Source organism: Raoultibacter phocaeensis, assembly GCF_901411515.1.
GTDB lineage: Bacteria > Actinomycetota > Coriobacteriia > Coriobacteriales > Eggerthellaceae > Raoultibacter > Raoultibacter phocaeensis.
In genome coordinates this window covers 1,224,377-1,243,155 of record NZ_CABDUX010000001.1, presented here as the reverse complement: position 1 = coordinate 1,243,155, position 18,779 = coordinate 1,224,377, and the positions used below count along the sequence as shown (strand labels likewise).

The 18,779-nt window shown below is 58.6% G+C and carries 14 protein-coding genes; 2 read left to right on the top strand and 12 right to left on the bottom strand.

All coding sequences use genetic code 11. From position 1 onward, the window contains the following. Positions 1 to 98: 98 nt before the first annotated feature. Positions 99 to 710: a hypothetical protein gene (locus FJE54_RS04905; protein ID WP_139651603.1), complete on the bottom strand. Its 612-nt coding sequence runs from the start codon at positions 708 to 710 to the stop codon at positions 99 to 101. 210 nt (positions 711 to 920) lie between these two features. Between FJE54_RS04905 and FJE54_RS04900 the strand changes: the two genes are divergently transcribed. After that, complete coding sequence (locus tag FJE54_RS04900; RefSeq protein ID WP_139651602.1) at positions 921 to 2,408, top strand: response regulator transcription factor; 1,488 nt, start codon at positions 921 to 923, stop codon at positions 2,406 to 2,408. A 172-nt stretch (positions 2,409 to 2,580) separates the two neighbouring features. Here the strand turns inward: FJE54_RS04900 and FJE54_RS04895 are convergent, their stop codons facing one another. Next, complete coding sequence (locus tag FJE54_RS04895; protein WP_139651601.1) at positions 2,581 to 3,540, bottom strand: LysR family transcriptional regulator; 960 nt, start codon at positions 3,538 to 3,540, stop codon at positions 2,581 to 2,583. 293 nt (positions 3,541 to 3,833) lie between these two features. Here FJE54_RS04895 and FJE54_RS04890 point away from each other — a divergent pair, with 293 nt between their 5' ends. Beyond that, the gene (locus FJE54_RS04890; RefSeq protein WP_139651600.1) at positions 3,834 to 5,417 is read left to right on the top strand and encodes an FAD-dependent oxidoreductase; all 1,584 of its coding nucleotides are present in this window, start codon (positions 3,834 to 3,836) and stop codon (positions 5,415 to 5,417) included. A 170-nt stretch (positions 5,418 to 5,587) separates the two neighbouring features. Here the strand turns inward: FJE54_RS04890 and FJE54_RS04885 are convergent, their stop codons facing one another. The 10 genes from FJE54_RS04885 to FJE54_RS04840 form a co-directional block, all read right to left on the bottom strand. Next, complete coding sequence (locus FJE54_RS04885) at positions 5,588 to 5,857, bottom strand: type II toxin-antitoxin system RelE/ParE family toxin (protein WP_139651599.1); 270 nt, start codon at positions 5,855 to 5,857, stop codon at positions 5,588 to 5,590. After that, positions 5,850 to 6,140, bottom strand: coding sequence for a hypothetical protein (locus tag FJE54_RS04880; RefSeq protein ID WP_139651598.1), 291 nt, complete (start codon positions 6,138 to 6,140; stop codon positions 5,850 to 5,852). The genes FJE54_RS04885 and FJE54_RS04880 overlap by 8 nt, the downstream gene beginning before the upstream one ends. A gap of 373 nt (positions 6,141 to 6,513) precedes the next feature. Beyond that, positions 6,514 to 7,290 (bottom strand): dimethylarginine dimethylaminohydrolase family protein, encoded by a 777-nt coding sequence (locus FJE54_RS04875; RefSeq protein ID WP_139652224.1) that lies wholly within the window; start codon positions 7,288 to 7,290, stop codon positions 6,514 to 6,516. Between the two features lie 155 nt (positions 7,291 to 7,445). Further along, complete coding sequence (locus FJE54_RS04870) at positions 7,446 to 8,804, bottom strand: RNA-binding domain-containing protein (RefSeq protein WP_139651597.1); 1,359 nt, start codon at positions 8,802 to 8,804, stop codon at positions 7,446 to 7,448. A 166-nt stretch (positions 8,805 to 8,970) separates the two neighbouring features. Next, positions 8,971 to 10,449 carry a basic amino acid/polyamine antiporter gene (locus FJE54_RS04865; RefSeq protein WP_139651596.1) on the bottom strand — a complete coding sequence of 493 codons (1,479 nt, stop codon included), beginning with the start codon at positions 10,447 to 10,449 and terminating at the stop codon, positions 8,971 to 8,973. A gap of 117 nt (positions 10,450 to 10,566) precedes the next feature. After that, positions 10,567 to 13,458: an o-succinylbenzoate synthase gene (gene menC / locus FJE54_RS04860; protein ID WP_139651595.1), complete on the bottom strand. Its 2,892-nt coding sequence runs from the start codon at positions 13,456 to 13,458 to the stop codon at positions 10,567 to 10,569. A gap of 69 nt (positions 13,459 to 13,527) precedes the next feature. Further along, positions 13,528 to 14,367, bottom strand: a complete 840-nt coding sequence (menB, locus tag FJE54_RS04855; protein ID WP_139651594.1) for a 1,4-dihydroxy-2-naphthoyl-CoA synthase — start codon at positions 14,365 to 14,367, stop codon at positions 13,528 to 13,530. 99 nt (positions 14,368 to 14,466) lie between these two features. Beyond that, entirely contained in the window at positions 14,467 to 15,312 is an 846-nt protein-coding gene (gene menH / locus FJE54_RS04850) for a 2-succinyl-6-hydroxy-2,4-cyclohexadiene-1-carboxylate synthase (protein WP_139651593.1), read from the bottom strand. 66 nt (positions 15,313 to 15,378) lie between these two features. Then, positions 15,379 to 17,271, bottom strand: a complete 1,893-nt coding sequence (gene menD / locus FJE54_RS04845; RefSeq protein WP_139651592.1) for a 2-succinyl-5-enolpyruvyl-6-hydroxy-3-cyclohexene-1-carboxylic-acid synthase — start codon at positions 17,269 to 17,271, stop codon at positions 15,379 to 15,381. Next, entirely contained in the window at positions 17,264 to 18,676 is a 1,413-nt protein-coding gene (locus FJE54_RS04840) for an isochorismate synthase (protein WP_139651591.1), read from the bottom strand. Before FJE54_RS04840 ends, menD begins: the two co-directional genes overlap by 8 nt. Positions 18,677 to 18,779: the final 103 nt, after the last annotated feature.

Genomic DNA, 18,779 nt, shown 5'->3' with positions numbered 1-18,779 from the left:
CTGAGTACAGCAATCGTGCACGTTTCCTCACCATGCCCGAACGCGACCCACAGGGTGTTTCGAATGCGAACGAAACCACCCGACAAGGAGCTTCACCGCTAGTGACACGTGTTGCACTCGTACACACCGGCGTGGTGGCAGCTCACGCACGTATCGGCGGCGTTCACCTTGGCCTTGTGCATGGTGTGGCAATCCGTGCACAGGATGTCGGCATGCCCCGCGGTCTTTCCCATGACCTCGTGTGGATTCACCTGCGTGCCTTGTGAGTCGGTCAGATCGGCGACGTCTGCCGTGAGAGCGAGCATCTCGTCCTGGCTTTCATCGTGGCACCCTGCCGCTTGGCAGGTCTTCGCATCCACGGTGGTCGCCTTGAGCTTCTTCGGCATTGTATCGGTTGCTGTCGCGCCCTCGTGCACGCCGGCGAGCGAAGCCTCGTCCGTATGGCACGTACCGCACACGGCCTGCGCTTGCTGCACGTGGGTGCAGGCGCCCATCGCACCGTCTTCCATCGTTGCGCCTTCTGCCGTGTGGCATGTCGTGCAATCCATATCGGGCGACCACGCAACCTGTACGGGTTCGCTTGCGTTCGCACCGTTTTCAACAGGCTTGTCAGCCGCTGGCTGTTGCGACGAGCAGCTTGCCAAAACCACAGCAACCGCCACGGCAGACAACACGCAGAACGCTTTGCGAATCGGTAGTGCTTTGTCCATGATTCCCCCCTTCCGTATCCCCTTAAAACCCGCGATCACGGGTGTTCGACGGCGTTCATGCTAGGAAAAAATCGCCAGCTTGCCATCGAAGGAAAGATGTGAAATAGTTTTTAGGGGGAACAATGACAACGCTATCTGGTGCTTTTGACGTGGTGTTTCGTACTTTAGGGGAGAAATTCACTAGTTTCTAGTGAGGTTTGCGAGGGATGTATGGGAACAAAACGGAGAACCGACGCAAGAAAAAACGACGAAGGCTCCATCGGATCGCGCTTTGTCGTCGAATTGGGGCAAGCGAATATTCCGATGACGATAGGATTCGCCCTCTGCCAGCTTTGGCTCACACTTTGCTTTTTCGCACCGCAGCTCTTTCCCGACAACGCGTCGGTCAGCGTGTACGAGATATCGCTCGGCGTATGCGCGGCTTCGCTGCTTCCCGCCCTCGCATTCGCAAAGCGATTCGAGGAGCTGCTCGAAAACCGCACCGTCATCGTTGCGCTTTCCGTGTGCGCAGGCATCGGAACGTTCATGATCCCCTTTTCGGCGGGAGGCTCGTTCCTCTCGATTGCGCTGCAGGTTTGCGCGGGCATACTCACAGGCATTGCTTCAGGCTGGTTTTTCGTTGCGTGGTACCAAGCGTTCTGCAAAGCAAACGATTTGGTCGGGTTCGTCCTGAGTGTACTTGTGAACAGCTTGTTCATGTATGTGTTGACCGCTGTAGCCTATCTTCCCGAGCTCAGTCCGTGGATCATCGTGGGCATTGCATCGATCATGCCGGTAGGATCAGCCGTTCTGCTTGTAAAAACACCGCGCAACGAAGAGTTCATCAGCGAACCGAAGCTGCCTCCGAAGCGGACCGGGCAGCGCAAAGCGCTCTTCTTACTGTGCTGCAGCATCTTCGTCATCAGCTTCATCGACGAATTCATGCGCAACTATTACCTGCAAGGCTCCGATTTACTGTTCTACTCGGGCGGGCTCAACCTCGTGCTGCTGATCGTCAAAGTCGCCTGCTCCATCATGCTCGTGGTCATCATCACCGATCACAGCCATCGCATGTCGCTTGTGTACCGCATATCGTTTCTGCTCACCATGATCGCCGTGCTGTTCATGCCCTACGCTCAGCACAACCTCGACCTCATGTACGGCATCACCAACTTCGGCGCGTTTCTGTTCAAGATCATGATCATGATCATCGCTTTCAACTTCTGCCAGCGCTACCGCACGTCGCCCGCACTCGTGTTTTCACTGACACGCATCGCGTTCTCGCTCGATCTGCTGCTCGGATTCGGCATGTTCCATGCGTACCGCCATTTCGAGGCGATACTTCCCGACCTGCTCGGCATTACCTCGGTCATCCTCGGCGTTCTCGTCGTCGCTACGTATTCGTTCGTGTTCACCGAACACGGCAACGTTCCCATCTTCGTCAAAGTCGAAGCGCCGGCTGAAACCAGCGGATCGCTCGATGATCGATGCAAGCGGCTCATCCGCATCGGCAAGCTATCGGGACGCGAATCCGATGTGCTCAAACTCATGGCGAAGGGAAGATCCGCGCCGCGCATCCAAGAAGAGCTGCACCTTTCGATGAACACGGTAAACACCCATACGAGCCACATCTACCAGAAACTCAAGGTACACTCGCGTCAAGAGCTGCTCGATCTGCTGGAAGAGACTGCGCCTGACGAGGAAGATAGCCAAGGTTGAACCTGCTGGGGCGGTTGCGGCCAACCCGCAGTGCATTTCCCGATTCTGCCGGGAACTACCCCCGATGAGGGCGACGGCAAGGGTTGAACCAGCGGTCATAGTCATCCTGCGGTGCATACCTAATCGCAGCCACCCCGCAGTGCGTTTCCAACGAACGCACATCTCGCGCTCGTTATGCCTGGCCGCTCCTTGCTGCCGATTTTCCGCCCATCGGCTTGTGCTCGGCGAAATACGCATCGAGCTCGTCCTGCTTGCCCGATGCCTCCAAAAGCTTGAGCGCGACCGCACGCGCTGCGTCGTTCAGATCGGCGCGAAACACGAACGTCGAGTCCATCTCGATGGGGGCGTTGACGAGCGGCCGCATGCACACCTGGTCGGTTACTAGATCTTTCGCGTACTGAGTTTGGATGATGAAGCAATCCTCGCTCGTAGACACCCGCGCGAGCATGAGGTTTCTATCATGCAGAAGTAACTCGGTTTCGATACCGTGATTTTTGAACGCCGTCTCGTACAACCGACCTTTGTAGGGGCTCGTCTGGATGACGGTCTTGCCGCGCAGATCCGCCTTAAAATCGATGCAGGCTTTTTTGGCCAACGGATCGTTCACGCTGAGCAGTACCGCAAGGGTGTCGTTGGCAAGCTTGATCGTCGGAAGGCCCATGTCATCGGGCGGGCTGATCGTAAACGCGAAATCCATCTCCCCTGCGGCAATAGCCTGCCAGAACGCGTCGTGGTCGCCGTCGACCACCTCGATTCTGATGTCCGCATCATCCTGAAAACTCGCGAACAGCTCACGCTTCTGCTCGTATCCGACGTACATACTGAGCAAGCCGATGCGAATCGACACCGGCTCCGCTTCGCTCGCCTCGCGGATATCGGCCATGCACGCATCCCAAAGCCGATCGTCTTCACGGATGTAGCGGAGCAGCACGCGCCCCGCCTCGGTAAGCGTGACGCCGTTCTTGCCGCGCTCGAACAGCTGCGCCCCCACATGGCTTTCGAGCGCCTTCATGCTTTTCGACAAGCCCTGTCGCGAGATGAAAAGCGTCTGCGCCGCTTGCGTTATGTTGCCTGTCGAGCAAAGCGTGCAAAAATACCGTCTCTGATCGACATCCATCCGAAATTGTGCCACAGCATCCCCTTATGGCGAATTCACTCCCAAGGCACTCGAGATCCGACTGCGCTCGGCGACTTCGTTTCCAGTATAGGCAAATCGGCCGCTTCCTCAATGGCACGATTGCGCTCGCCGCAGTGACTGGTGCCGACAAGACTACACAACCTACTACTTGACGTGGGATTTTACTAATTCGCAAACCTTCAGTTGACGGATAAAGCAATAAAAGAGTTTCTTTTCTCCCCTCGCAACGCTTCGTATAGTGCCCCCTATCGCGGGTAACACCGCAGCCATCGAGGAAGGGAACGAACATGGGAAACCTTACCAGAAGAGATCTGCTCAAAGGGTTGGCGATCGGATCGGTTACGATCGCCTCTGCAGGAGCGCTTTCCGCCTGCGCCCCGTCCGAAAAGCCGACCGATAGCGCTGCCACCTCCGGTACTGGGCAGAGCACGGGAAACTTCGCTTACGCCAAGCGCAAGAGCGACGTTGCGAGCATGCAGCTCAGCGAAACCGACGTGCTCGTGATCGGCGGCGGGGGTGCAGGCATCTGCGCCGCACTGAGCGCCGCCGAGCAGGGCGCCCAGGTAATCCTTTGCGAGAAGACAAGCACACTCGGCGGAGCCACGATGCTCTCGAGCGGCAAGATTCCCGCCGTGGGCACCAAACAGCAAACCGAGATGGGCGAAGCCGACAGCATCGGCGCGTGCGTCATGGACATCATGCGCCCGAACAACTACAGCGTGCGCCCCGACCTGGTGTATACCGTCACCGAGCAGTCAAAGGACATCGTCGAATGGACCGAGGCTCACGGTGCCGTATGGACGATCGACCAGGCTCTGTACTACGGCCAGACGGCGCACCGCATGCACACGACCAACGACGCCGGCAAAGGCCTCACCGATGCGCTCATCGCAAGCATGGGTAATGAAGCGAACATCACCCAGATGCTCTCGTGCGAAATGCTCGGCCTTGTGCTCGCCGACGAGGACGATACGGTCGTCGGCGCCTACGGCAAGAGCGGTAAAGACGAAATCGCCGTTATCGCCAACAACACCGTACTGGCTTCAAGTGGATTCGCCAACAACGCCGATATGCTCGCGCAGTACTGCCCCGAAGCGGTCGACGCGGTCAAAGTGGTGGCACCCGGCGCGACCGGCGAAGGCATCCTGTGGGCCCAGGAACTCGGAGCCGAGTTGCAGAACATGGGAGCGTACCAGGGCCACGCGTTCCACGGCGTCGACAACGGTCAGACGCTCGAGCAAGGCGTTGCCAACAACGGCGGCATCATCGTGAACCAAGAAGGCAACCGGTTCATGAGCGAGTACGGCGGATACTCCGAGCTCTCCCCCCATGTGCTTGCCCAGACCGACCACATCGCGTATCTGTGCTTCACCGACGCCCAGATCGAGAAGAGCGCGAAGTACGCCGGATGGGAAGAAGAAGGCATTGTCATGAAGGGTGCGGACGCAGCCGAACTCGCCGCAGCCATCGGGGCCGATACGGCAACGCTTGAGAAGACGATTGCGGAATACCAAGAAGCGATCGGCAAAGGCGAAGACAAGTTCAACCGCGCCCATTTGCCTGCCAGCTTCGATGGTCCGTACTACGCCGTCAAGATCACGGGCGAAATCCGCCATACGCAAGGCGGCATGGCAACCGACGTTGCGGGGCATGTGCTGCGAGCCGACAAGAGCCTCATCAAGGGGCTTTATGCTGCAGGCGGCTGCACTGAAGGCTTCTCATCGCGCGGCGGCGCTGCCTATATGAGTGGCAACGGCCTTATCCAGGCGCTCGTGTTCGGAAAGATCGCCGGCGCCGCAGCGGCTACCGAGGACACAGAATCAGCAACGCTCGTCGAATGGACGAAGAGCGAGAAGGATGCGTATCTGTAAGCTAAGGCTTGACGAGTTCGATTATAAAGGTGCCCCCAAAATGCGGGGGCACCTTGCACTGCTTGTCCGCTTATCGCACCAGGCGACGGACTTGTGCTCGAGCCTCAAGCTCAAGCAGCTCAGGCCCCCGTCGAGCTTGCGGTATTCGGACGTGTCGACCCAAGACCCCATCAGAAAGCCTTCCGCTGATGCACCAATCCATGGACAAGAATCAAATCCCCGTTATCCATATATTCGTATATCACCAAAAAGGGTGCTACGGACATCTTTCTGACGGTATCGCCGAACTCTTCCCTGATCGCCCGAGGCAGCCGATGGCTGCCAAGCGAAGGAACGGAAAGCAGCAAGTCGATGCAATCATAGATTTCATGTTGCTTGCTCTGGAGTTCGACGTGCTCCATATCTTGCAAAAAGCGCTCCGTATAGATGATTCTAGTCATTCGAGCTGTGCCTTCTCATGGTTTCAGCCCTTGCAGCTTCTGTTCCCTCAATATATCTTCCAGCCTTGTAATCCTCACGGCCCTGCTTGATGGCGTTCCGGATGTTTTGAAGCATCATAGCTTCTTCAACCGCTTCTTGGATTTTGTCCTCGAACACTTCTTCCGAGCAGAATACGAAAGCCGCCGACCCATGCTCTGTGATACGTACAACACCTTCTCTGGCAGCTTGCTTTACTTTTGCCTGCTCTTTAGCGAGAGCAGTTGATGGATAAATGACTTCCATTTTTCTCCTTCCTTTATTAATCATAGAATACTATGAAAAAAGAAGATAATGAATCTCAATAATAGTATTTTAAAATGCATATGATGATGCATATTTTATACGTGTCGATCATTTTTACATGAAGTCGGATTTCGAAGATCGAGCTTCTATCCCAAAGAAAGCTCCGCACATGCCATCCACGGAAACCGACGATCCCTTCGTCATTTCGTGCTTCAGGATGACCCGCCTATACTGGGTACAGAGCGCGGCTGACACCCGAACGCCAGGCTCCAGGCCTGCGGCAGGAACCGCAGGCCCCAAATCAGATAAGCAAAATGCCCCCATGCGGGGGCATCCGAAAAAGAGCGCATATAAGGCGGTTTGAAGACGTATCTTAGAACCTCAAGCTCAAGCAGCTCAGGCCCCCGTCGAGCTTGCGGTATTCGGAGGTGTCGACCGTGATGGTCTTGTAGCCGGCCTCCTGGATCTTCTCGAGAACGGTCGGGTAGCCTTCGGGCACGATGACGGTGCCGTTCACCCAGATGCAGTTGGCGGCATACGCCTCGTCCTCGGGTATGACGATCTTGTTGTACTCAGCGAAATCGGGCTTCTCGATGAACTCGCCCGACACGAGCATGTTGTTGTCTTCGATATAGTTCACGCCGGTTTTGAGATGAAGCACGTGCTCGAGCGGCACTTCGGAGCCAGTCAACCCCCAGCCTTCGAGAATCTCGATGAACTGGCGGATGCCTTCTTCGTTCGTGCGTGCGGAACGTCCAACGAAGAAGTGATCGCCCACCATCATGACATCGCCACCTTCAAGCGTGCCGGGCGCTTCGATGTAGGCGATATGATCGTCATCGAAGAATTCGCGGATCGTCGGCTCCATAGCTTTCGCCTCGCCGTTGCGCGTCCCAGCACCGGGATTGTCGATGATCGCACCTTTACGCGTGATGACAGCGGTATCTTCGACAAAGCAGGAATCGGGGAACTCTTCGAGCGCCGGCAGGACCGTCACCTTGACGCCGCATTCTTTGAGCGCGGCGATGTAGTCGTCGTGCTGCTTAAGCGCCAGATCAAAGTCAGGCTTGCCCAGTTCGGGAGCCGAGGTGATGCCGTCTACGAGCGACTTGCTCGGACGCCTGACGATCACGTTTTCAAACATTGCGATTCCTCCTTCGCCCACCGCCGAAGCGATGGATAGGGCAGCCTGTTGCGGCTATCGATTATCCGCCAACTCCAAGAAATTGGAAGCTTCGCCACGGAGCGGTTTCCGAGTTGTTATCAGCATATCCGAGCATGAGCAACACGGCAGGATTTTCAACGTCACATGCTATAGCGCGTATTCTTTCCAGTTCCGGTTTTTCGTAAGCTTCCGTTAAGCATCAAAGCATTCAAAAGCCTGATGGCTGCAGATTGGGAAATGCCCAATGCTGCTTGAATGTCTTTGCGCGCAACGCTGCCGTGCGCTGCAACCAGTTCCAGTACAGCCTCTCTTGGATCCCCTGCAACCGATACGTTTGGCGTTTCTCTAGATCGATCGTGGAAAACAGCAACGGATTCCCTCTCGAATCGAGCCGCCTCGACCGCTTTCTTACCATCGTGCACCAGAGACGGCAATGTCACCTTGAACGCATTGTCGCTCACGAGAAACGTCGGCGACTCATCGCTTCCTCCGTAGCTTTCCATGATCTTCGGAATACCCGTACCGTATGACTCGATCCATTTCAGTTGATAGAGCACACGGGCAAGCTTTGGATTGCGCTGAAGCGACACGCCCATCATCATGTCTCGCTCAGATATACCCGAGGGAAGGCCTCCCAAATTCAAAAACTCTGTACGGTCATCGAATACGCTGATGAGAGCAGGACCAGCAAGCGAATAATCTCTATGGACCACCATGTTCAGAAGCGATTCGCGAACAGCGTATTCTGGATACGCCCGCTTATCGATACGCTTCATATCATCGCCTATCGTCGAAGCTGTTTCGTTATATCGATCGATGAAATCTAACACTTCGCGAAATTGCCTGAAGAGCGAGCCTGTAAATTCGTAGCGATTTCTGAAAACCGCCTTCGTTGTCCCTTGGAACACCGCAGCTTTCGTCGTCGCGGGACATTGATCCGACAGCAGCAGCGCAAGGTTCGTAAACGTACCATCCTCGGCGATAAGTCCGAGCGTCCTCATATGCCGCTTCTCGAACGCGATGCCTTCCGATGAAAAAACTTCGCTCGCCTCTTGAAACGTGAGCTCTTGTACAAGCGAGCGAGCATCCTCGTACGCGTCACCTGACGATTCTTTGATCATCGAGAGAATTGCCGCTTCGGATGCCGGAGCAGACAAAGCACCTTGTCTCACGTATACGCCCGTCGGTCGAAGCCCCTTATCCGAAAGATAGTACGGACGAGACGAGCCGCGTTGCACCTCCACGGCAACCACGTTTTTGCTTTCAACCTGTTCGATGCGAATTTGCGTGAATAGAGACACATCTGGCTTGATGGCGTTCCCAATCGATTGCATGATGCTGACCATGCATTGATCGGGATCCTCGACGCCGATTATCTCGCCATCGTCGGTCACGCCAACGAGCAAGGTACCGCCTTTTGTATTGGCGAACGCCACAACAGTCTTCTTCGCCGCGTCCGACCACTCCCTTTTGAATTCGAGCTCGACACCCTCTTTCATAGCGTTCCCTTCATGCAGCCTCTTTCATTCTAACCGATTCTAACCGATTCTAACCGATTCTAACCGATTCTAACCGATTCTAACCGATTCTAACCGCTGCACCGCGTGTACGGGTGCAGCGGTTAGCCACGAAACAGAAACCCGGGTCGAACGAAGCACGATCGAGCTACAAAACCACCGTGCCCGTTACCAGCAGGACTATCGAGGTGACGGCGGCCACAAGGATGATCGCCACAACCACCTTGTCAACCGTACTCTTGAGGTACGGCTCACCGCGTTCTTTCTTCCCCTTGATGTACATGAGGATGCCCGGCGCGTACAGAAGCGACATGAGGGTAAGTCCCACGGCACCCGATGCCCATGCGAGAAAGAAGCTGTAGACGACGCCGAAGATGCCGAAGATGCGCCAGAGCGCCAGGCTTCCACCGAGCTTTCCCTTGAACGCGTCCGGCTCGGTAAATGTGATTTTGGCGAAATACGCAGCGGAAAGCAAGTACGGCAAAAGGATCATGCCCGCTGAAAGCGTGTAGAAGAACTGGTAGGTGCTGTCAGAAAACAACATGATGATGTAGAAGATCTCGACGATGATGTTCGTGACCACGAGCGTGACGATAGGAGCGCCCTTTTTGTTCGTCTTGGCGAACGCCTTGATGAATACGCCCTGCTCGGCGGCTTCATAGGGCGATTCGCTCGAGAGCACCGTATAGCCGAGCATCGCGCCCACAAGCGAAAGCACCACGCCGCCGTTGATGAGAATGGCACCCCACTGCCCCACCGCGTGCTCCATAACGCCGGCAAGCGCAGGGTTCTCAAGCTGAGCCAACTCCGACATCGGCATAACGCCCATGGAAAGCACGCTCACCATCAGATAGATCGAGAGCACGCACACGAACGCGATGATGGTTGCCTTGCCTACATCGCGCTCTTTCTTCGCACGACCCGAAATAGCTACTGCTCCCTCAATGCCAACGAACACCCAGATGGTTACCATCATCGTGCTGCTCACCTGATCGAAGAACGGCATGCCGGGCACAGCGCCCGTCGTGAAGTTCTCCACGAAGATGGCGGGATTGAACTTCTGCAAAAAGATGATGGCCGTGATGGCCACGAAGATGGGAACGAACTTCGAGATGGTGATGACGGCGTTCACGCCGGTTGCCTCTTTGATGCCGCGCGAGACGAGGAACACGTAGAACCAGATGAGAATGCTCGCACCGATGATCGACGGCAGGTTCGTGCCTTCGCCGAATATCGGGAAGAAATACGAAAGCGCACCGAACAAAAGCGCCGAAAAGCTCACCGTGCACAGAAGCGCGCTGATCCAGTAGCCCCATGCGCTGTTGAAACCGAGGAAGTCGCCGAAGCCTGCGTTGGCATAGCTGTAAATTCCACCTTTGAGCTGAGGCTTCACGCGCGAAAGCGCAAAAAACGTCATGACGAGGCACAGCACGCCTACCGCCGAAATGCCCCACGCCGTAAGCACGGCGGCACCGCTCGCGCCGCCCGCTGCCTGGTCGCCCGCAAGCGTGAACACGCCGCCGCCAACGATGAGCGTGATAACCGTAGTCACCAGACGGAAGATGCCGAGCCCGCCCTTGTTCGTAACGCCGGCCTGGTCGGCTTGGGACGCTGATGGTTCGTTCATGGTGTATCACCCCGTCTGGTAGATTAACGGCATACATGATACTCGAAACCGCATAGAAACCAAGATGCATGCACCGCGTTGTAATAAATCGGATACGAACCTCGTGCCGCCGCCGAACTAGCAGCGGTAGTCTCGCCGCTCAACGAGCACGTTTGCAAGCGCATCGTAGTCGAGCTCGCACCCGAGGCCCGTTTCGTAGCCTTTCTGGTTGAGCACGACCGACCCCTGTTCAACCGTAAACGGGGGAATGGTGATATCCTGTTCGAAATAGCGCGCTGTCTCGCTGATGTCGCCCGGGATGTTCACGCCGAGCAGTGTTTCAAACGCCGCGTGAAGCTGCTTGGACACGCCCGTCTCGTACATGCCCGCCATCCATAGCTCGATGCCGCGCGCCGTCGCTTCGCGGTAGAAGTCGAGAGAGGGCTGTACGCCTCCGAGTTTGCCGATCTTCACGGCATAGCAGGTGAGCTCGGGCTGAGCGAGCGCGCAGGCGAGATCGTCTTCGGTCACCACCGATTCGTCCAGACACACGCGCATGGAGAGTTCGCGCTGTAAACGGGCGAGGCGCGCGAACAGATCGGTCGGACCGTGTGCGGGAACGCGAGTGGGATCGAGCGGCTCTTCAATGCAGCGGACACCGAGGGTATCGAGGCTCTTGAGCGCCGCAAGATCGTGTTCGGTGTAGCTTTGGTTTGCATCGAGCATGATCGTAAGCTGAGGATAGGCTACCCGTACAGCTCGAACGCGCGCATAATCGTCGCCCGGCTTGACTTTGAGCTTCACGCGATCGTAGCCTGCTTCGACATAGCGCCCCACCTGCGCAAGCGTTTCTACCACCGACATCATGCCGAGCACGACGCCTGCGCGGACCTCGGCCGTCGCGAGCGTCTGCACCGCCGGGTCGACCATGCTCGCATGCGTATCGCGCTTAGCCCGCGCTCCGCCGATAAGCTGCCAGAGGGGCTTGCCGACGATGTTTCCGTACAGATCCCAAAGCGCCGGTTCGAGCGCCCCGCGCGCAAGCGGATACGCCTTCGCCGAGCCGCATTCCGCAAAAGCGGCTGCGACCTCGCTCGGATGCAGGTACACCTGCGAAAGCACGAGAGGAATAAGATCGTTTTCGAGAACCCGCATATCTTCGCCAAGCGTTTCGGGAAGATACCAATCGGTCGGGAAGGCAACGCACTCGCCCAGCCCGATTCTGCCCGCATGGTCTTCCACCTCGACGATCACCGATTCGCGCGTGCGCATGACGGTTTTCGCTGTCATGAACGGCGTTGCAAGGTTCTGCTCGATACGGTAGAGCGTAACCCGTTTCAGCTCGATGCGCTCATCGAACGCATGGCGAAGCGCAACCCGATCGGTCTTGCCCACCCCTGTGCGCGGGAATTCATCGAGCACGAAGACGTGTTTGGGCTGGTACAGCTTCGAGACACGGCGCGCCAGGCTCTCGCGCACCGTTTCGGCGAACATGCGCGGCGAATCTGCCGCCCCAATCCCTTCCGCACGCGTGCGCTCGACGAACGCGACGGGTCTGCGCCCCCATACAGGGTCCTCGGCTCCGAACACGAACGCATCACTCACCTGTCCAACGTGCATGATCTTGCTTTCGATTTCGGCGGGATACACGTTTTCGCCACCGGAAACGAACAGGTCGCCCGACCGCTCGAACACCGTAAGCCTGCCCTGCTCGCACGAGGCGGTGTCCCCCGTGAGAAAGAACCCGTCGGCCGTGTAGGGCGTTCGTGCGTTAAGGTATCCCGAGAACACGCCCGGCCCGCGAACGGCCAACTGCCCGGCACCGCTTTCATCGGGATTCACCACCCGTGCCTCGTAGCCCGGCAAAAGCGTCAGGGCGGTAGTTTTAAAAGCGCCTACCGGCGACGATGCGATCTGGCTCGACGTTTCGGTCATGCCGAAGCTCGCATACACGCGCGCTTCGGCGGCAACCGCGCGTTTGAGCGTTGCCGGGTTCGGCGCAGCACCGCCCAAAAGCAGGCAGCGGTACTGCGAAAGCGTTTCGCCGTCATCGGCTGCAAGCAGATCCTGCAGCATCTTATCAACCACCGAGATATGGGTCGCTCCGTAGGCGCGGGCATCGTCGAGCACGCGTTTCGCCTTGAACGCGCGGTACAGGATGAACGGCGTCTCGTTGAGTACGCTGCGCACAACGATCTGAAAACCCCCGATGTGGAACAGGGGCAACGCAGCCTGCCAAAGCCCTTCGCCATGGCGGTTGAGCGTCGTGTTCGACGATTCGGCCGATCCGATCAGGTTTTCCCACGTAAGGGAAGCAGCCTTGGGCCGGCCCATCGTGCCGCTCGTGAACATGACAAGCGCCCTCGCTTGCCGATCGAACCCGACGCGCGCCCGCTCCGCGAAATTGACGACGGATCTCGAATCGATGTCCCCCTCAAGAGCGCCCTCCCCCTGACGAGCCGATTTCCGGGATCTTGTCGCAGATGCGCCGTCGTCTTTGCCTCGCAACCGAGCGAAGAACCCCTGCTTGTGATGGGTCTCCGCGTGACCGCGTGCGCCGCCCGCATCCAGCTCGTGGCGATACGCTGCGACGGCGCGGGCCCCCGTCGTCGTCCCCATGGCGGCTTCGAGCCGGTAGGCTTCGTCGTAGCCTCCGGGGACTTCGCCGAGCATCGCGATCACATCGCGCTCGGTAAGCGTCACCGACACGTCAGCGCCCCCTAAAAGGCGCAGGTCGGCGATTCGAGACGTCTTCTCGTCTTCGGTTAAGCGGTGGTTGAGCGCGATCAGCGTGAACCCGCCGTAGCCGGCCGCAAGCGCCATGAACACGAACTCCGGGCAATTGGGCATGTCGACAGCAACGCCCGATCCTCGCGCAATCCCCCTATCCCGCAAAAGAAGCGCCAATCCTGCCGCGAAGAACTTCGTTTCCTCGTATGAGTACGCATGGCGCACGCCCGCATCGTCGACGTATTGGAAGAACACGTCGTGCGGTCGTTTCCTCATCGTCTGTTCGAACTGCTGTATCACGCGCTCGCTTCCGGTCTCACATCGAGAATACGCGCTTCCGTAAGGATGGCGGCCCACCGCCGCCGACTCTTACGGGAACTTGGGAAATTGGTCGAAGTCGGGCTGGCGCTTCTCTTTGAACGCGTCGCGCCCTTCCTTCGCTTCATCCGTCGTGTAATATAACAGGGTCGCATCTCCTGCGAATTGCTGCAACCCGGCTAAACCATCGGTTGCTGCATTGAAAGAGGATTTTAAGAATCTCAGCGCGGTCGGCGAGAACTGCAGCATTTCCCGTGCCCACGCGACCGTTTCCTCTTCAAGCTCCTCGAACGCTACGACTTTGTTCACGAGCCCCATCTCGAGCGCTTCGGCAGCTGTGTACTGACGGCAGAGATACCAGATTTCACGCGCTTTCTTCTGCCCGACGATAGCGGCCAGATACCCTGCGCCATATCCCGCATCGAAGCTGCCGACCTTCGGCCCCGTCTGGCCGAACTTCGCCGTTTCCGCTGCGATCGAGAGATCGCACAGGATATGGAGCACATGCCCGCCCCCGATAGCGTAGCCGTTCACCATAGCGATGACGGGCTTGGGCACCACGCGGATGAGCCGCTGCAGATCGAGCACGTTGAGGCGCGGTATGCTGTCTTCGCCCACATAGCCGCCGTTGCCGCGCACCTTCTGATCGCCGCCCGAGCAAAACGCCTCGTCTTCATGGCGGCCGCCGTGGTTCGCGCCCGTCAGCACGATGACACCGATCTCCCTATCGTCGCGCGCAACGGTGAACGCGTCGTAAAGCTCGTTGACCGTAAGGGGGGTGAAGGCGTTGCGGCGCTCGGGACGGTTGATGGAAATCTTCGCAATCCCCTCGCAGGTCTCGTAGATGATCTCCTGATAGGTTTTTCCCTGCTTCCACGCGATGGCGCCCATATCCATCCTTCCTCATGCCGTCGGACGTGCCGATCGGCATCCCGTGTCTCACGTGTTCGGCCCCGCGAGCGCAGCGATTCGCATACCCGAGCGAATGCGCTAACGGCCCGCGCGCTTTGCCTGTTTGTCCAAAAACATGCTCACCTGCGCGGCGAACGTTTCGGGATCTTCGAGGTGGGTGTTGTGCCCCGCATTGAGCAGCACGCATGAGACGTTCTCTCCATGGGCAAGATTCTCCGCTATTTTGAGGTATTTTCGGTCAAGAATTCCCGCAATGTACAAAATCGGCATGGGAAGGCGGCCGATTTTCTCCGAAAAATCGACCATGGCGTGCTGACCTGTACCGCGCACCGTCAAAGCAAGCGCCTTGGAATCGTTTGCCACCCGCTCGGCGCGCACGCGCTCTCGCACGGTTTCGGGCAGATGCTTCTGGGATTCGAAGAGCGAAAACCCTTCCCACCAGTCCATGAACGATGCGATGTCACAGGCAAGCAGCCGCTCGATCATCTCCGCATCGCGATGCTGCATAGCTGCATGCTGCTGGGCTGTTTTCGGCCCCAGCCCTGCGCTTTCGAGCACGAGCATCGAGACTTTGGTCGGATACCTGCAAGCGAAGGAAAGCGCGATGCGGCCCCCCATCGAGTAGCCGACAAGCGCCACCTTGCGCTTGAAGCGATCGCGGAGGAAGGCGAAGAGCGCGTCGAGCACCGCATCCATCTCGTAGACGGTCGGATCATCGGGCTTATCGCTTTTCCCGTGACCTACGAAGTCGAGGGCTATGACGCGGCGTTTGGCCGCAAGCAAGGGGGCGACGACGCTCCACGTGGCCACGCTCTGGGCGAAACCGTGCAACAGCACGACGGGCAAAGCATCGGGATCGCCCCACTCGACCACGTGATAGCGTATCCCCCCGTATACGAAGTAGGTTTCCCGCACATCTACCATACGCGCATCACCTCGATTCGGCGTGCGGATGTACGTACGAAGCGGCTTTCCCGCGCACCTGCCATGCTAGCGGCACCGCCCGAACCGCTCCCTGAAACCGTCAAGCGCGAACGGAACCTCGATCAGGGTTATGCCCGGAGTCCCCCGCATCGTCTCGTAGGCCAGCTCGAACTCGTCTGTCGTGCTGGCGAGCGCGTGCGGTACGCCGAACGCCTGTGTCGCCTGCGCAAAATCGACGGAGTGCGGCGTAAGGAACAGCCGCTCGAAGTACGGTTCTTCCGATTTCTGCGGCAGGGTATCGAAAATGCCGCCGCCCCGGTTGTTGAGCAAGACGATGACGATGCTCGGTGCATCGCTTCCGCCGTGGTGCTCGATGAGCTCGCGCTGCAAGGCGAGCGCGTTGAGGTCGTGCAGCATCGTGAGATCGCCCGTAATAAACGTGGTCTGCGCAAACAGCTGGGCGGCTCCCAGAGCCGACGAAACCGTTCCGTCGATGCCGTTCAGCCCGCGGTTGCACAACACGGTAAGGCGCTTGTTCGATTTGAGGTACACCGCATCGATCAGACGGACGGACATCGAGTTTGCAGCGAACACGAGCGAGCCGTCAGGCGCGAGCTCGAGCGCTTTTGCGACAACGGCGGCCTCGTCGGACGGATGCGCAGCGAGGGCGCGTTCGGTACGTACACGAGCCGCATCGTTGCACGCCTCCCATGCGCGAGCACTCGCTTCCCGCACGTCATCGACAAGGACGTCTCGAGCAGCCCTTCGCATCGCGTTGACGAAGGCTAGGGGATCGCAGCGAACGAACAGATCGGTCGCTGCGTTGAAATCGCGTGTTTCCACTGCATCGACGACGATCTGCACAGGACGCTCGCCACCATCGGGAAGATCGCGTACGTCGGGTGCCACACTCGACTCCGACACGCCCGATGCGTCCGCATTTGCAGCCGATGCTTTCTGCACCCCCTGCGTGGCCGCGCCCGAGCACACCGACGAAAAGCAGCTTTTCGAAACGGGGTAGCGGCCGAAGCGGATCACGCACTCGATACGCGGCTGTTCGCCGTGTGCGAATATGCTGTCGTATGCGTCGATCACCAGCGTGTCGTCTAAGGAGCGCATTCCGCTGAGCGGATCGGCAAGAAGCGGAATCGAAAAGCGGTGCGCCCAATCGAGGAGCGCTTGCGCATCGGCGCGGCTGAAACACGTGCCTTCGCCCACGAGCGCGACCGTCCGTTTGCCTTCGATCGTTGCGATGATGCGCTCTGTCTGATCGTCGGCCAGCGAGGTCTCGGCAACCATGCCGCGGTCGCCGATTTTCGCCCGGGTTCGACCAACCGTAAACAACCCGCTAACCGAAAGATCGGGTTTGAGCGGCTCATCGAAGGGGAAGTTCACGTGCACGGGCCCCGCGTTTCCGGCACATCCGTAAAAGGGCTCGCCGCCGTCGCGCTTTTGCGCGGGAAAACCCGCCGCCTTGAAGAACGCGGTCTTCGCCATCTGACGCGCGAACGCGATGTCGCGCGGCTCGGCGCTCGGAAGCGGCATCTGCTGGAAGTGGCGTACATGGTCTCCGTACGCTTTGAGCTGATCGCAGGTTTGCGGAGCTCCGAGGTTCTGCAGGCGCGGCGGCCTATCGCCCGAAAGCACGATCAGCGGCACGCGCGACGATTCCGCTTCGAGCACCGCCGGGTAGTAGTTGGCTACCGCCGTCCCCGACGTGCAGATGATACACACCGGCCTCCCCGACGCCTTCGCAAGCCCCAGCGCAAAGAACGCCGCTCCGCGCTCATCGATGTCCACGTACAGGTTCAGGCTGCTTTCGTGGGCAACCATGGCAAGCGGCGTCGAGCGCGATCCGGAACTCACCACCACATCGCGCACCCCAGCGCAGGCGAGTTCGTCGAAAAACGCGGAAAGGAACAGCGCAGATGCACGGGGCGTGTCGGTGCAATCAGGCATCGGCACCTCCCCTCGTGCTCGGTTGACGCTCGCCGCCGCGGGGTACACCAGGTGCGTTTTCGCTCCCGGCAGCTCCGTTCTCGTCGCCATCGAGCGCGTCGCAGTTCACCCCGGCACCTTCGCCGCCTTCTCCATCGAGCGCATCGGCCGCACGGCTGCCCCCATCAAACGCGCTCAGGATGGTCTTGAGTTTCATGTCGATCTCGTCGTACTCATCATCGGCAGCGCTTCCCGCCACGATGCCGCATCCGGCGTACACCCACCCGATCTCGCCATCGAACACGCCCGTGCGCAGCGCAACGGTGAACTCGCCGTTGCCGTCGCCGTCCACATATCCCGCCGCGCCGCCGAAGAACCCGCGGTTGTACGCCTCGATCTGCCGGATCAGCATGAGCGCTTCGCCGACAGGCGTACCCGACAGTGCAGGAGTGGGATGCAGTTCGGACATGAGGCCCATGAGCGTTTTGCCTTCGAGCACCTGAGCCGTCGCAGGCGTGTAGAGGTGCTGGACGTGCTGGAGCGCAAGGATGCCCGGATCACGGGGAATTTCGACATCGTGGCAGTTTCGCCTGAATACCTCGCGGATGAAATCGACCACGTAGGCGTGCTCTTGGAGGTTTTTCCCGTCGCGCAGAAGCTCCGAGGCCAAGCGTTGGCGCTCTTGCTCGCTTGCGCCGACGGAGGTGGTTCCCGCCAGGCACATGCTCTCGACCGACGGGCCGTTTTTGCGCACGAGCAGCTCGGGCGTGCAACCGCAGAAGAACACATCGCCGTACCGGTACAGAAGCACGGTGCCCCGCGCTGGCCCATCGATGAGGTTCACGAGCAGATCTTTCGAAGAGAACGGGTGCGCCGCCACAATCTTCTGCCGCCTCGACAGCACCACCTTATCCACCCTGCCGGCTTCGATCGCGGAAAGTCCCTCGGTCACTGCCTGCGCCCACGTCTCGCGCGAATCGCGCTCGAGGGTAAACGGGATCGTCGTGCAGGTGCGCGGCTTCGCTTCCTCGATGTGTCGCGAGAATCGAGCAACCCGACCCGCATACACAGGCCCCAAGCTGTTGATCTGCAAAAACTTCCCATGCTCGTTTTCGATGAGCACCACTTCGGGAAGCATGAGCGACAGCCGCGGAAACGATGCGAACAGCTCGTCAGCGGGCTTGGGGTTGTCGGCATCGAACCGATTGAACGAGAAGAGGATCGGCGGCTCGGCACCATCGCCTTGCAGCTCGTATTCGACCTCCCGCAAACTCGGCAGCGCAATGCACCGGCCAAGTCCCAGAAACCGCGCCTTTCTCGCTTTGTCGTAGAACACGAATTGATCGGTAAAGCCTTTTTGGAGCACACAGAACGCATCGACGATATCGGCGTCGACGGGTTGCGTATACGTATAGATTTTCGTCACTGAATCACCGCGTCTCCGGACATCTCGGACTGTTTCGAGCAAAAGTATCGGTTCGCTAAACGTTTTACCATTCTACCATTGCGTATTCTATACTGTGCCCCGT

Coding starts and splice junctions, on each gene's coding strand:
- FJE54_RS04905 (WP_139651603.1), bottom strand. CDS start 710: ATGGACAAAGCACTACCGATTCGCAAAGCGTTCTGCGTGTTGTCTGCC.
- FJE54_RS04900 (WP_139651602.1), top strand. CDS start 921: ATGGGAACAAAACGGAGAACCGACGCAAGAAAAAACGACGAAGGCTCC.
- FJE54_RS04890 (WP_139651600.1), top strand. CDS start 3,834: ATGGGAAACCTTACCAGAAGAGATCTGCTCAAAGGGTTGGCGATCGGA.
- FJE54_RS04885 (WP_139651599.1), bottom strand. CDS start 5,857: ATGACTAGAATCATCTATACGGAGCGCTTTTTGCAAGATATGGAGCAC.
- FJE54_RS04880 (WP_139651598.1), bottom strand. CDS start 6,140: ATGGAAGTCATTTATCCATCAACTGCTCTCGCTAAAGAGCAGGCAAAA.
- FJE54_RS04870 (WP_139651597.1), bottom strand. CDS start 8,804: ATGAAAGAGGGTGTCGAGCTCGAATTCAAAAGGGAGTGGTCGGACGCG.
- FJE54_RS04865 (WP_139651596.1), bottom strand. CDS start 10,449: ATGAACGAACCATCAGCGTCCCAAGCCGACCAGGCCGGCGTTACGAAC.
- menB (WP_139651594.1), bottom strand. CDS start 14,367: ATGGGCGCCATCGCGTGGAAGCAGGGAAAAACCTATCAGGAGATCATC.
- menH (WP_139651593.1), bottom strand. CDS start 15,312: ATGGTAGATGTGCGGGAAACCTACTTCGTATACGGGGGGATACGCTAT.
- menD (WP_139651592.1), bottom strand. CDS start 17,271: ATGCCTGATTGCACCGACACGCCCCGTGCATCTGCGCTGTTCCTTTCC.